The organism is Curtobacterium sp. MCBD17_030 (assembly GCF_003224255.1).
Taxonomy (GTDB): domain Bacteria; phylum Actinomycetota; class Actinomycetes; order Actinomycetales; family Microbacteriaceae; genus Curtobacterium.
In genome coordinates this window covers 158,207-170,105 of the sequence record NZ_QKLI01000006.1, presented here as the reverse complement: position 1 = coordinate 170,105, position 11,899 = coordinate 158,207, and the positions used below count along the sequence as shown (strand labels likewise).

At 70.7% G+C, this 11,899-nt stretch carries 13 protein-coding genes; 8 read left to right on the top strand and 5 right to left on the bottom strand.

Annotated features, from left to right (window positions below; all coding sequences use genetic code 11):
• Nucleotides 1–210 precede the first annotated feature (210 nt).
• From rplM to glmM, 3 genes are read left to right on the top strand one after another with little or no spacing between them, the layout of a single operon-like run.
• Nucleotides 211–657, top strand: coding sequence for a 50S ribosomal protein L13 (gene rplM, locus DEI89_RS08120; RefSeq protein WP_110824221.1), 447 nt, complete (start codon nt 211–213; stop codon nt 655–657).
• Nucleotides 658–695: 38 nt separating this feature from the next.
• On the top strand, nt 696–1,181 hold the full coding sequence (gene rpsI, locus DEI89_RS08115; protein WP_110903538.1) for a 30S ribosomal protein S9: 486 nt from the start codon (nt 696–698) through the stop codon (nt 1,179–1,181).
• A 22-nt stretch (nt 1,182–1,203) separates the two neighbouring features.
• A complete protein-coding gene (gene glmM / locus DEI89_RS08110) occupies nt 1,204–2,577 on the top strand; it encodes a phosphoglucosamine mutase (protein ID WP_110903537.1) in 1,374 nt (457 codons plus the stop codon).
• A gap of 163 nt (nt 2,578–2,740) precedes the next feature.
• Here the strand turns inward: glmM and coaA are convergent, their stop codons facing one another.
• Together coaA and DEI89_RS08100 are read right to left on the bottom strand one after the other, a co-directional pair.
• The gene (gene coaA, locus DEI89_RS08105) at nt 2,741–3,685 is read right to left on the bottom strand and encodes a type I pantothenate kinase (protein WP_110903536.1); all 945 of its coding nucleotides are present in this window, start codon (nt 3,683–3,685) and stop codon (nt 2,741–2,743) included.
• A 113-nt stretch (nt 3,686–3,798) separates the two neighbouring features.
• The gene (locus DEI89_RS08100; RefSeq protein ID WP_110903535.1) at nt 3,799–4,284 is read right to left on the bottom strand and encodes a glutathione peroxidase; all 486 of its coding nucleotides are present in this window, start codon (nt 4,282–4,284) and stop codon (nt 3,799–3,801) included.
• Nucleotides 4,285–4,354: 70 nt separating this feature from the next.
• Between DEI89_RS08100 and glmS the strand changes: the two genes are divergently transcribed.
• From glmS to tsaE, 5 genes are read left to right on the top strand one after another with little or no spacing between them, the layout of a single operon-like run.
• Nucleotides 4,355–6,202: a glutamine--fructose-6-phosphate transaminase (isomerizing) gene (glmS, locus tag DEI89_RS08095; RefSeq protein ID WP_110903534.1), complete on the top strand. Its 1,848-nt coding sequence runs from the start codon at nt 4,355–4,357 to the stop codon at nt 6,200–6,202.
• A gap of 6 nt (nt 6,203–6,208) precedes the next feature.
• On the top strand, nt 6,209–6,607 hold the full coding sequence (locus tag DEI89_RS08090) for a holo-ACP synthase (protein ID WP_110903533.1): 399 nt from the start codon (nt 6,209–6,211) through the stop codon (nt 6,605–6,607).
• Nucleotides 6,604–7,707 (top strand): alanine racemase, encoded by a 1,104-nt coding sequence (gene alr, locus DEI89_RS08085; protein ID WP_110903532.1) that lies wholly within the window; start codon nt 6,604–6,606, stop codon nt 7,705–7,707. Before DEI89_RS08090 ends, alr (DEI89_RS08085) begins: the two co-directional genes overlap by 4 nt.
• Nucleotides 7,704–8,867: an alanine racemase gene (gene alr, locus DEI89_RS08080; protein ID WP_181421557.1), complete on the top strand. Its 1,164-nt coding sequence runs from the start codon at nt 7,704–7,706 to the stop codon at nt 8,865–8,867. Before alr (DEI89_RS08085) ends, alr (DEI89_RS08080) begins: the two co-directional genes overlap by 4 nt.
• 38 nt (nt 8,868–8,905) lie before the next feature.
• Nucleotides 8,906–9,361 (top strand): tRNA (adenosine(37)-N6)-threonylcarbamoyltransferase complex ATPase subunit type 1 TsaE, encoded by a 456-nt coding sequence (tsaE, locus tag DEI89_RS08075; RefSeq protein ID WP_110903594.1) that lies wholly within the window; start codon nt 8,906–8,908, stop codon nt 9,359–9,361.
• Between the two features lie 65 nt (nt 9,362–9,426).
• On the opposite strand, the gene DEI89_RS08070 is transcribed toward tsaE, so the two are convergent.
• From DEI89_RS08070 to DEI89_RS08065, 3 genes are all read right to left on the bottom strand, one after another.
• Nucleotides 9,427–10,755: a glycoside hydrolase family 16 protein gene (locus DEI89_RS08070; RefSeq protein WP_220034519.1), complete on the bottom strand. Its 1,329-nt coding sequence runs from the start codon at nt 10,753–10,755 to the stop codon at nt 9,427–9,429.
• Nucleotides 10,756–11,099: 344 nt separating this feature from the next.
• On the bottom strand, nt 11,100–11,258 hold the full coding sequence (locus tag DEI89_RS17650; protein WP_181421556.1) for a hypothetical protein: 159 nt from the start codon (nt 11,256–11,258) through the stop codon (nt 11,100–11,102).
• On the bottom strand, nt 11,255–11,854 hold the full coding sequence (locus tag DEI89_RS08065) for a dihydrofolate reductase family protein (protein WP_110903529.1): 600 nt from the start codon (nt 11,852–11,854) through the stop codon (nt 11,255–11,257). The genes DEI89_RS17650 and DEI89_RS08065 overlap by 4 nt, the downstream gene beginning before the upstream one ends.
• Nucleotides 11,855–11,899 lie beyond the last annotated feature (45 nt).

Below are 11,899 nucleotides of genomic sequence, written 5' to 3'. Positions count from 1 at the left end.
GGGAGCCTCCTGTCCGTCGTCACCGTGGAGTGGCCGCGGTTGACCCGACGCTCCGGCGTCGACTAGGCTCATCTCTTGGTCTGCGCGCTCTGTTGCGCCAGACAGTCAGATGGGCCCTCCACCGGGTCGTTCACCGGGCATCTGCCCGCGGGAACGCCCACCGGAGTGGGATTCACGGACTCCTCACCTCGACACGAAAGCAGTACTCCTGTGACTCGTACGTTCTCCCCGAAGCCGGCAGACGTCCAGCACGACTGGATCGTCATCGACGCGACCGACGTCGTGCTCGGCCGCCTCGCTTCGCACGTCGCCGCCCTCCTCCGCGGCAAGCACAAGGCCACCTTCGCCCAGCACATGGACATGGGTGACTACGTCATCATCGTGAACGCCGACAAGGTCGCCCTGACCGGGTCGAAGCTCGCCAAGAAGGTCTACTACCGCCACTCCGGTTACCCGGGCGGCCTCACGGCCACCACCTACCCGGAGATGCTGGAGAAGCACCCGACCCGCGCCGTCGAGAAGGCGATCCGAGGCATGCTGCCGAAGAACACCCTCGGTCGCGAGCAGCTCAAGAAGCTCAAGGTCTACGCAGGCGCTGAGCACCCCCACGCGGCGCAGCAGCCCAAGCCGTACACCTTCGACCAGGTCTCGCAGTAACAGCGGCCACGACGACTTCCAGGAACGAGAAAACACTCATGGCTCAGATCGCTGACTCCATCGACCAGACCCCGGAGACCTTCACCACCGAGAGCGCGCCCGTCGCGTCGGAGGCGGCTCCCCGTCAGATCCTCAACGTCTCGGGCGGTGCCGTCGGTCGCCGCAAGGAGGCCATCGCCCGCGTCCGTCTCGTCCCGGGCTCCGGCACGTTCGTCGTGAACGGCCGCTCCCTCGAGGACTACTTCCCGAACAAGCTGCACCAGCAGCTGATCAACGACCCGTTCAAGGTCCTCGAGCTCCTCGGCTCGTACGACGTCACCGCCCGCATCACGGGTGGCGGCCCCTCGGGTCAGGCCGGCGCACTGCGTCTCGCCATCGCCCGCACCCTGAACGAGATCGACCGCGAGAACAACCGCGCGGCCCTCAAGAAGGCCGGCTTCCTCACCCGTGACGCCCGCGTCATCGAGCGCAAGAAGGCCGGTCTCAAGAAGGCCCGCAAGGCGTCGCAGTTCTCGAAGCGCTGATCGCCTGACGGCGGGAGATCGCATGCCGCGTCTGTTCGGTACCGACGGCGTTCGTGGCCTCGCCAACGGCGAGTTGACGGCCGCGCTCGCACTGGGCCTTGCCCAGGCGAGCGCGGCCGTGCTCACGCACGGACACCATGCGGACGCTCGTCGAGCGTCCGGTCGCACGCGCCCCAAGGCCGTGCTCGCGCGCGACCCGCGCGTCTCCGGCGAGTTCCTGGGTGCTGCCGTTGCAGCCGGGCTCGCCTCCGCCGGCGTCGACGTCCTCGACGCCGGGGTCATCCCCACGCCCGCAGCGGCGTACCTCGTCGCGGACATCGACGCCGACTTCGGCGTGATGATCTCGGCGTCGCACAACCCGGCGCCGGACAACGGGATCAAGTTCTTCGCCGCTGGCGGCCGCAAGCTGCCGGACGAGGTCGAGGACCGCATCGAAGCGGCCATGCACGACCAGTCCGCACCCACCCCGACGGGTGCCGAAGTCGGGCGCATCACGCGGTTCGCCGACGCCGAGGACCGCTACGTCGTGCACCTGCTCGGCACGCTGCCGCACCGGCTCGACGGCATCCACGTCGTGCTCGACTGCGCGAACGGGGCAGCCTCCGGGGTCTCGCCCGAGGTGTTCGTCAACGCCGGCGCGAAGGTGACGCTGATCGGTGCCGACCCGAACGGCATCAACATCAACGACGGTGTCGGCTCGACCCACATCGACAACCTGGCTCGTGCGGTCCTCGAGGCCGGAGCCGACGTCGGCATCGCGCACGACGGCGACGCGGACCGGTGCCTGGCGGTGGACGCCGAGGGCAACGCGGTGGACGGCGACCAGATCATGGCGATCCTCGCGCTGTCCCTCAAGGAACGCGGCCGACTGATCGACGACACCCTCGTCGCGACGGTGATGTCGAACCTCGGGCTCAAGCGGGCGATGGCGGACGCGGGCATCACCGTGATCGAGGCCGGTGTCGGCGACCGCTACGTGCTCGAGAAGATGACCGAGGGCGGCTACTCGCTCGGCGGCGAGCAGTCCGGCCACATCATCTTCAACGACTACGCGACGACGGGCGACGGGGTCCTGACGGGCCTCCACCTCGTCGCCGAGATGGCCCGCACCGGCAAGACGCTCGGCGAGCTGGCGGCGTGCATGACTGTGTTCCCGCAGGTGCTGCTCAACGTTAAGGGCGTGGACCGGCACGGACTGCAGGACCAGGGCGTGCAGGACGCGATCGCTGCCGCCACGCTGGCGCTAGGCGACACCGGCCGGGTGCTGCTGCGCCCCTCCGGTACCGAGCCGGTCGTCCGCGTGATGGTCGAGGCCGCCTCCCAGGAGGACGCCCAGCGCGTCGCCGAGGAGCTCGCGGACGTCGTCCGGGAGCGCCTGACGCTCGAGGCCGCCTAGCGCGCGGCCCGCGCCCTGCGGCCCGCGCCCGGCGTCCGATGGCGGGGTTCGTCTCCGCACAACAGAAGCCCGTCCGAACCGTGCACGCGCGTGGTTCCGACGGGCTTCTGTTGTGCGGAGACGGCGGACACCGCGCGGCCGCGGCCACCTGCGCCGCCGCGCGTCAGATCTTGCGGAGCAGGACGCTCGTCACCTTGTGGTCGGCGGCCTTCTTCAGCACGAGGGTCGCCCGGGAACGCGTGGGCAGCACGTTCTCGAGGAGGTTCGGCTCGTTGATCGCTCGCCAGACCCCGGTGGCGGTCTGCACCGCGTCCTCCCGGGACAGCGCGGCGAAGCGGTGGAAGAACGAGTCCGGGCTCGAGAACGCCTGCTCCTGCAACGCCAGGAACCGGTCGACGTACCAGGACTCGATGTCCTTGGTCTTGGCGTCGACGTAGATGGTGAAGTCGAACAGGTCGCTCAGCGCGAGCCGCCCGTGCACCGGCGGCGCGAGCACATTGAGCCCCTCGACGATGAGGATGTCCGGCTGCCGCACGACGATCTCGGCGTCCGGCACGATGTCGTAGACCAGGTGCGAGTAGTACGGCGCCCGGACCTCGGTGGCGCCGCTCTTCACCTGGCTGACGAAGCGCAGTAGGGAGCGGCGGTCGTACGACTCCGGGAAGCCCTTCCGGTCCATGATCCCGCGGCGTTCGAGCTCGGCGTTCGGGTACAGGAACCCGTCGGTGGTCACGAGCTCCACCCGCGGGGTGTCCGGCCAGCGCTTCGTGAGCTCACGGAGCAGACGCGCGACGGTGCTCTTGCCGACGGCCACCGACCCGGCGACGCCGATCACGAACGGCGTCCGGCCGGCGCGTTCACCGAGGAAACGGCTGGTCTCCGCGTGCAGGTCCCGCGCGCCGGCGGCGTACAGCGTCAACAGCCGGGAGAGCGGCAGGTACACGTCCTGCACCTCGGTGATGTCGAGCCGGTCGCCCAAGCCGCGCAACTGCACGATCTCGGTCTCCGTGAGTGAGAGGTGCTCCTTCGGCGCGAGCTGCGACCACTCGTCCCGGGGGATCTCCACGAAGGGGGTGGGGTGCGCGACGGTCGTCTCCGGGATCGGCATGGGATCGAGCGTACTCAGCCGGGAGGCGCGTCACCGGTCAGCGACGTCGACGGCGGTGGACGGGCCTCCCGTCAGGATGCGTGTGCCGGTGCCGGTGCCGGTGCCGGTGCCGATCAGGCGGGGAGCGCCGCCTCGATGGCGGCGACCACCTCGGGGGCGTCCGGCTTGACCGTCGGGCGGAAGCGCGTGACCGTGCCGTCCGGGGCGACGAGGAACTTCTCGAAGTTCCAGATGACCCGTCCGGCCTTGCCAGAGGCGTCCGCAGCCTGGGTGAGTTCGCGGTAGAGCGGGTGCGCCGAGCGGCCGTTCACCTTGACCTTCTCGGACATCGGGAAGCTGACGCCCCAGGTGGTCGAGCAGTACTCCTCGATGGCCTCGGACGAGCCGAGTTCCTGCAGGAACTGGTTGCTCGGGAAGCCCAGCACGGTGAAGCCCCGCGGACCGTACGTGCGCTGCAGTTCCTCGAGCTGTTCGTACTGCGGAGCGAGGCCGCAGCGCGAGGCGACGTTCACCACGAGCACCGCCTTGTCACCGAAGCTGCCGAACGTGGTGGTCTCGCCCTTGATGGTGGTGATCTCGATGTCGTCGAAGCGTCCCATCTCCGGAGGTTATCCCCACCCGCCGTGCGGTTCGCAGGGTGCTCCCCGCGCTGCCCGTAGGATCGATCCCATGTGTGGAATCGTCGGATACGTCGGCAGCAACAGCAGCACGGACGTCCTCCTCGGGGGCCTCCGGCGCCTCGAGTACCGCGGCTACGACTCGGCCGGCATCGCCGTGGTCGACCCGTCCGGGGACCTGACCTCGGCGAAGAAGGCCGGCAAGCTCCAGATGCTCGTCGACGAGCTCGACACGAACCCGATCGCGGACGGCGGCACCGGCATCGGCCACACACGCTGGGCGACGCACGGCGGCCCGACGGACGAGAACGCGCACCCGCACCTGGCGGACGGCGGCAAGCTCGCGCTGATCCACAACGGCATCATCGAGAACTTCGCCCCGCTGAAGGACGAACTGCTGGCCGAGGGCGTCGTGTTCCACAGCGAGACCGACTCCGAGGTCGCGGCACACCTCGTCGCGCGCGAGTTCCGCGACACCCACGACCTGACCGAGGCGATGCGTCGCACGGTCGCCCGCCTCGACGGCGCCTTCACGCTCCTCGTCGTGCACGCCGACCAGCCCGGCGTCGTCGTCGGCGCCCGTCGCAACTCGCCCCTCGTGGTGGGCCTGGGCGACGGCGAGAACTTCATGGGCTCCGACGTCGCCGCGTTCGTCGCCCACACGCAGCGCGCGCTCGCGATCGGGCAAGACGAGATCGCGACGATCCGCCCCGACGGCGTGGACGTCATCCACTTCGACGGAACCCCCGCCGACCGCAACGAGTTCGAGGTGAACTGGGACGCCTCGGCCGCGGACAAGGGCGGCTGGTCCTCCTTCATGGCGAAGGAGATCAGCGAGGAGCCCGAGGCCGTGCGCAACACGGTCCTCGGCCGCGTGCACGAGGGTGCGGTCACCCTGACCGACCTCGACCCGATCGCCGAGCGGTTGCAGCAGGTCGACCGCGTCATCGTCATCGCCTGCGGCACCGCGGCCTACGCCGGCATGCTCGGCAAGTACGCGATCGAGCAGTGGTCCCGGATCCCGGTGGAGGTCGAGCTCGCCCACGAGTTCCGCTACCGCGACCCGGTGTTGAACGACCGCACGCTCGTCGTCTCGATCAGCCAGTCCGGCGAGACCATGGACACGCTGATGGCCGTCAAGTACGCGCGCGAGCAGGGCGCCCAGGTCCTCTCGATCTGCAACACCCAGGGCGCGACGATCCCGCGCGAGTCCGACGCGGTGATCTACACGCACGCCGGCCCCGAGGTCGCCGTGGCGTCGACGAAGGCGTTCCTGGCCCAGGGCGTCGCGCTCTACCTGCTCGGGCTGCACCTCGCCACACTCCGGGGCACGCTGACCGCCGAGCAGATCGCCGAGCAGGTCGCCGAGCTCGAGGGCTTGCCCGCCAAGCTCCAGCAGACCATCGAGGACGCCGCCGGGGTCGCCGAGCTCGCCAAGTGGATGGCCGACACCCGCAGCGTGCTGTTCCTCGGGCGCCACGTCGGGTACCCGATCGCACTCGAGGGTGCGCTCAAGCTCAAGGAGCTCGCTTACATCCACGCCGAGGGCTTCGCCGCCGGTGAGCTCAAGCACGGCCCGATCGCACTGATCGAGCCCGGCCAGATCGTCTTCGTGATCGTGCCGTCACCGCGTGACGCCCGCTCGCTGCACCCGAAGGTCGTGTCGAACATCCAGGAGATCCGCGCCCGCGGTGCCCGGGTGATCGCGATCGCGGAAGAGGGCGACGCCGCGGTGCTGCCCTTCGCCGACGAGGTCCTGCGGATCCCGCTCGCGACGCCGCTGTTCGAGCCCCTGCTCGCCGTCGCCCCGCTGCACATGTTCGGCATGGAGCTCGCGGCCGCGAAGGGACTCGACGTGGACCAGCCACGCAACCTCGCGAAGTCGGTCACCGTCGAGTAGTCGGCGATGATCATCGGCATCGGGGTCGACGTGGTCGACCTGGAACGGTTCGAGCGGGTCCTGTCACGGACCCCCGCGATGCGGTCGCGGCTGTTCACCGACGCCGAGCAGCTGCGGGACGGTGAGCCGCGCCCGGTGGCATCGCTCGCCGCCCGGTTCGCGGCGAAGGAGGCGTTGATCAAGGCCTTCGGGTCGAGCGCCGGCCTGAGCTGGCGGGAACTCGAGGTCGTCGCCGACGACCAGCGGAACCCGTCCCTCACCCTGCACCAGGGCGCCCAGCGGGTCGCCGACGAGCGCGGCGTCAAGCACGTGCACCTCTCGCTGTCGCACGACGGTGGGATCGCGACGGCGTTCGTCGTCATCGAGGGCCGGGACCGGCCCGCAACGGAAGGACCGATCGCGTGAGCGCGTTCACGGGGGTGACCGTCGACCGGGAGGCGTTGATCGCCAACTACGCCACGGTCGCGGAACAGGTGGCTCCGGCTGGCGTCGTCGCGGTGGTGAAGGCGGACGCGTACGGGCACGGCGCCGTCGAGGTCGCCCGGGCCCTGGTGGACGCGGGTGCGGACTGGCTCGGGGTCGCGGACCTCGACGAGGCGGTGGCACTCCGCGAGGCCGGCATCGACGAGGGCGTCCGGATCCTGGCGTGGTTGCACGCCCCCGACGAGGACTTCCGTCGTGCGGCCCGGTACGGCATCACCCCGGCGGTCTCCAGCGTCGAGCAGCTCTCCACCGCGGCCGACGCCGACGTCCCCGAGGTGCACCTGGTCGTGGACACCGGCCTCAGCCGCAACGGTGCGGTGGAGTCCGAGTGGCCCGAGTTGTTCGCCACCGCAGCCGCACTGTCCCGCGGCGGCGACCGCACCCGGATCGAGGGGGTGATGTCGCACCTGTCGAACGCATCGCGCTCGGACGACCTGGACCAGGACGCGGCGCTGCAGCGGGCGCTCGACGGCCTCGCGGCGGTCGGCATCCGCCCCGACGTCGTGCACCTCGCGGCCAGCGCGGGCAGCCTGGCGCTGCCGGAGGCCCGACGGGACCTGACCCGGGTGGGCCTGGCGCTCTACGGACTCAGCCCGTTCCCGGACCGCACCTCCGCTGAACTCGGGCTGCGGCCGGCGATGCGGGTGACCGCCGCGGTGCTGCGGACGGTCGCCGTGCCCGCCGGGGACGGCGTCTCGTACGGGTACACCTGGCGTGCCGAGCAGGACACCCGGCTCGCGGTCATCGGGCTCGGCTACGCCGACGGCTTCGACCGCGCCTACGGCAACCACGTCTCGGTGCGGATCGGGGACCGCCGGTTCCCGGTCGTCGGCCGGGTGGCCATGAACGCGATGCACATCGACATCGGGGACGCGGACGTCGCGATCGGGGACGAGGTCGTGCTCTGGGGCGACCCGGCGAACGGCGACCCCGCGGTCGAGGAGTGGGCCGATGCGATCGGCACCATCAACTACGAGGTGGTCGCCCGCGTCGGCCGCAGCGTCGAACGGAGGACGACGTGAGCGCAGGACTGCGCCGGGCGGTCATCGACCTGGACGCCTACCGTGCCAACCTCGATCTCGTCCGGTCCTGGATGGACCCGGTCGAGGTGATGGCGATCATGAAGGCCGACGCGTACGGCCACGGCCTCGAACCGATCGCGCTGACCGCGGTCGACGCGGGGATCCGGTGGATCGGGGTGCTGACGGTGCCGGCAGCGCTGCGGCTGCGCGCGATCGGCGTCGGCGAGGACGTCCACCTGTTCACCTGGCAGCACGACCCGGGGCTGGACTTCCGCGACGCGATCGACTCCGCCGTCGACCTCGGTGTCTCGAACGTCGCCGAGCTGCGCCGCATCGTCGACGCGGTGGACCAGCGACCGGCCCGCGTGCACCTGGGTGTCGACAGCGGTCTGCACCGTGACGGCGCGACGGCGGCGGACTGGACCGCGCTGGTGGAACTGGCGCGCGACGCCCAGCGCGACGGCCGGATCGAGGTCGTCGCCGCCTACACACACCTGGCGGAGTCCTCGGACGCCGACGACGCCGCGGCAGTGGCGCACTTCGACGCGATGGTCGAGCAGGCCGAGGACCTGGGGCTCGACATCCGGTGGGAGCACGTCGCCGCGTCGCTCGCGGGCCTGGAACGCAAGGAGTTCCGGAAGGACATGGTCCGGATGGGCGCCAACTTGTTCGGCATCCCCGGTGCCGACGGAGTGTCCGCCGCCGACCTCGGCCTGACGCCCGTGATGACCCTGACGGCGTCCGTGGCGAAGACGAAGCGTGTCCCGGTCGGTACCGGCGTCTCCTACGACTACACGTACCGCACGGACACCGAGACGACCCTGGCGCTCGTGCCCGTCGGCTACGCGGACGGCGTCCCCCGCGCGGCACAGGGACGCATCGAGGTCGCGATCAACGACACCCGCTACCCGATCGCCGGCCGGGTCGCGATGGACCAGTTCCTGGTCGACGTCGGAGACGACGACGTCCGGGTGGGCGACACCGTGACGCTGTTCGGCACCGGCGAGGACGGCGAGTCCACGGTGCTCGAGTGGGGGCGTGCGCTCGACACCATCGGCGAGGAGATCGTCTGTCGGATCGGCAGCCGGGTCCAGCGCGTCCACGAGGGGCACTCCGGCGAGGGTCGGGTGGGGGAGTACCTGCGGGGCGAACGCTCGTGACCGTCCTCCTCGACACCACGGTCGCGACGACGGACGAGATGGGGGCGCTCGGCGCCCGGATCGCCGCGGTGCTCCGGGCCGGCGACCTGGTCGTCCTCACCGGGCCGCTGGGCGCTGGCAAGACCACGATGACGCGGGGCCTCGGCACCGCGCTCGGTGCGCGCGGGCAGGTGTCGAGTCCGACGTTCGTGCTCGCGCGGACGCACCCGACCACGGCCGGCCCGGACCTGGTGCACGTGGACGCGTACCGGCTGTCGGACCCGGTCGAACTCGACGACCTGGACCTCGACTGGGACGGCTCGATCGTCGTCGTGGAGTGGGGCCGCGGCATGGTCGACGGGGTCAGCGACAGCATCCTGGACGTCGAGATCACCCGGCCGACCGGCGGTGGCGACGACCTCGGCGACGACCTCGATCCGGACGACGTGCCCGACGAACCCCGTCGAGTGGTGGTGACCGGCACCGGTCCCCGCTGGTCGGGCATCAGGCTCTGACGCCCGACCAGCGGGGACCCTGACCCGCGGACCCTGATTCGCGTACCCCGACCGGCCGGCCCGGCTCAGCTGAGGACGAACCGCTGCGCTGGGGTGCCGTTGCAGTCCCAGATCTGCAACCGGGTGCCGTTCGTCGTGGCGCCGCCCGGTGCGTCGACACACCGGCCGCTGGTCGGGTTCCGGAGCGACCCGTCCGACTGCGCCAGCCAGTTCTGGTAGCCGCCGCCGTTGCAAGTCGCGAGTTGGAGCTTCGTGCCCGCGGCGCTCACCCCTCCGGCGATGTCGAGGCACTTGCCGAGGGTCTGCAGGGTCTGCCCGCTGGCAGTCCAGTGCTGGTCCTTCGCCGCCGCCGCGCAGTCCCAGAGCTGCACCGCGGACCCGTCACCACCGGTGTCGTCACCCGCGACGTCGACGCACGTGCCCCCGGGCGCGGCGATGGTCCGCCCGGTGACCGTCCCACCACCGGCGACCGGACCCTTGTTGTAGACCGCCACGGAGTCGATCACGAGCTGACCGCCGGACGCGGTCGACGCGTTCGGACCACCGCCGAACGCGTTCGGGAAGCCGCCGCCGATCGCCAGGTCGTAGATGATGAAGAACGGGTGGTCGATGGCGTTCGACCACGTGGTCGCATCGACCTGGTTCGCCTTCACCGTGGCGAAGACCGTTCCGTCGAGAGAGAAGCGGACCTGCTCCGGCGACGTCGACCGGTCGATCTCGACCGCGTAGTCGTGGAACCCGGTCTGGCAGCCGGCACAGGCGTGTTCGCCCGAACCGATGCCCGTCGACTCGTTGCAGGGGCCGCCGGGGTTGATGCCGCAGTGGATGGTGCTGAAGACGGAACTGCGGCCGTTGACGTCCTCCATGATGTCGACCTCGCCGGAACCGGGCCAGGTGACCCCGGACCGGAGGGGCGCGCCGAGCATCCAGAACGCGGGCCAGTAGCCCATGCCGTTCGCCGGGGTGACGTTCGGCTGCTGCAGCACGGACTCGATCCGGACCACACCGCCGGGAGCAGCCCCGAAGGTGGCCGCCTGCGTCTCCACCCGGCCGGAGGTCCAGCCGGTCGACGGGTTCGTGCCGCTGTGCAGCGCCTGCAGCACCAGGTGGCCCTGACCGTCGTGGCGGACGTTCGCCGTGCTGCTCGTCATGGTCTCGATCTCACCGGTCCCGAAGCTGCTGCCCGGTCCGGTGTCGTACTTCCACTGCCCCTGGTCGAGTCCGGTGCCGTCGACGCCGGTGAAGTCGTCGCTCCAGGTCTGCGTGAAGCCCGTGGGTGCTGACGGGATCGCGGCGTGGGCGGCCTGTGGCGCCGTGACGGACGCGATCGGCAGGACCGCGGCGGCGAACACCGCGAACGACGCGAGCGCCGCCCGTCGCAGGGTGATGGTCATGTGAGGCATCGTTGCCTTCTCTCGTGAGTCGAACGAGCGCAAGCCTCCTGCTCCCGGCGGCCGGCTGCCAAGTCGGCACATCGACGGACAAGCGCGGTCCGGTTCCCGCGGAGATCGGACGATGATCTCAGAACGCTTGGGTATCGAGAACGGAGCGCGTAGCGTCGCCCGCGCTACTCCGCGGTCCCTAGCCGCGGCATGCCCGTCCCCCATTACCGGGCCGGCCTCGTCGTGATCGTACGTCGAACCCGACGGCGTCGTAGCGCGAGGGCGCCTGCCACGTGACCCGAACCCGAGTCAGGCGCCCTCGACCTCACCGGTCAGGTGGAGCATCGGGCATCGCGTCAGCGACGGCGCCCGAGCAGCACGACGCCGAACAGCACCACGACTGCGACGACGACGGCGACCAGGACGAACACCCCGGTGCCGTCCATCGTCCCGCCGCCGTCGTCGCAGGGGACCGCGTCCGAGACACCGGACGCTGCGGCCCGGAAGGCGTTCACGTGGCGGATCCCGTGATCGCGTACCGGGTGAGGGTCACGCCGTTGTGGAAGGAACGCTGTTCGAGCAGGTCGAGCAGCAGGGGTTCCGCGACCGGCTCGTCGAAGAGCGGCCGGCCGGTGCCGAGGACCGCGGGGTGCGTGTAGAGCAGCAGCTCGTCGAGGAGCCCGGCGGCGAGCAGCTGCGTGGCGAGGGTGGCACCGCCGACCGCGATGTCCCCCTGGGACTCCCGGCGGAGGGCCGCGAGCTGTTCGATCGCGTCGTCCCCGCCGATGACGCGCGTGTGGTGCTCGGCGCTCGTCCGGGTCCGGGACACCAGGACCTTCGGGATGTCGGTCCAGACCTCGCCGAACTCGCGCAACCACTGCGGCAGTGAATCGTCGTGCCGGGCGTCGGGCCAGAACGGGTCCATCAAGTCGCGGACGACCCGGCCCTCGACGAACATCGACATGGACCGTGCCCGGTCGTTGAACTCCCGGTGCAGCGGCTCGTCGATGTGCAGCCAGTCCGGGCCGTCCAGGCCGCTGTGGTCGTCACGGTCGCGCTCGATGAGCAGGTCGAGCGAGACGTTCATCCAGTACACGAACCGAGCGGGCACGGCGGACTCCTTCGTCGGTGTCTCGACGGTAGCGCCGCAGCAGAG

What these genes read in the sequence shown, in the direction of transcription:
- rpsI (WP_110903538.1), top strand. Translation starts at nt 696, where the DNA reads ATGGCTCAGATCGCTGACTCCATCGACCAGACCCCGGAGACCTTCACC.
- glmM (WP_110903537.1), top strand. Translation starts at nt 1,204, where the DNA reads ATGCCGCGTCTGTTCGGTACCGACGGCGTTCGTGGCCTCGCCAACGGC.
- coaA (WP_110903536.1), bottom strand. Translation starts at nt 3,685, where the DNA reads ATGCCGATCCCGGAGACGACCGTCGCGCACCCCACCCCCTTCGTGGAG.
- DEI89_RS08100 (WP_110903535.1), bottom strand. Translation starts at nt 4,284, where the DNA reads ATGGGACGCTTCGACGACATCGAGATCACCACCATCAAGGGCGAGACC.
- glmS (WP_110903534.1), top strand. Translation starts at nt 4,355, where the DNA reads ATGTGTGGAATCGTCGGATACGTCGGCAGCAACAGCAGCACGGACGTC.
- DEI89_RS08090 (WP_110903533.1), top strand. Translation starts at nt 6,209, where the DNA reads ATGATCATCGGCATCGGGGTCGACGTGGTCGACCTGGAACGGTTCGAG.
- tsaE (WP_110903594.1), top strand. Translation starts at nt 8,906, where the DNA reads ATGGGGGCGCTCGGCGCCCGGATCGCCGCGGTGCTCCGGGCCGGCGAC.
- DEI89_RS08070 (WP_220034519.1), bottom strand. Translation starts at nt 10,755, where the DNA reads ATGACCATCACCCTGCGACGGGCGGCGCTCGCGTCGTTCGCGGTGTTC.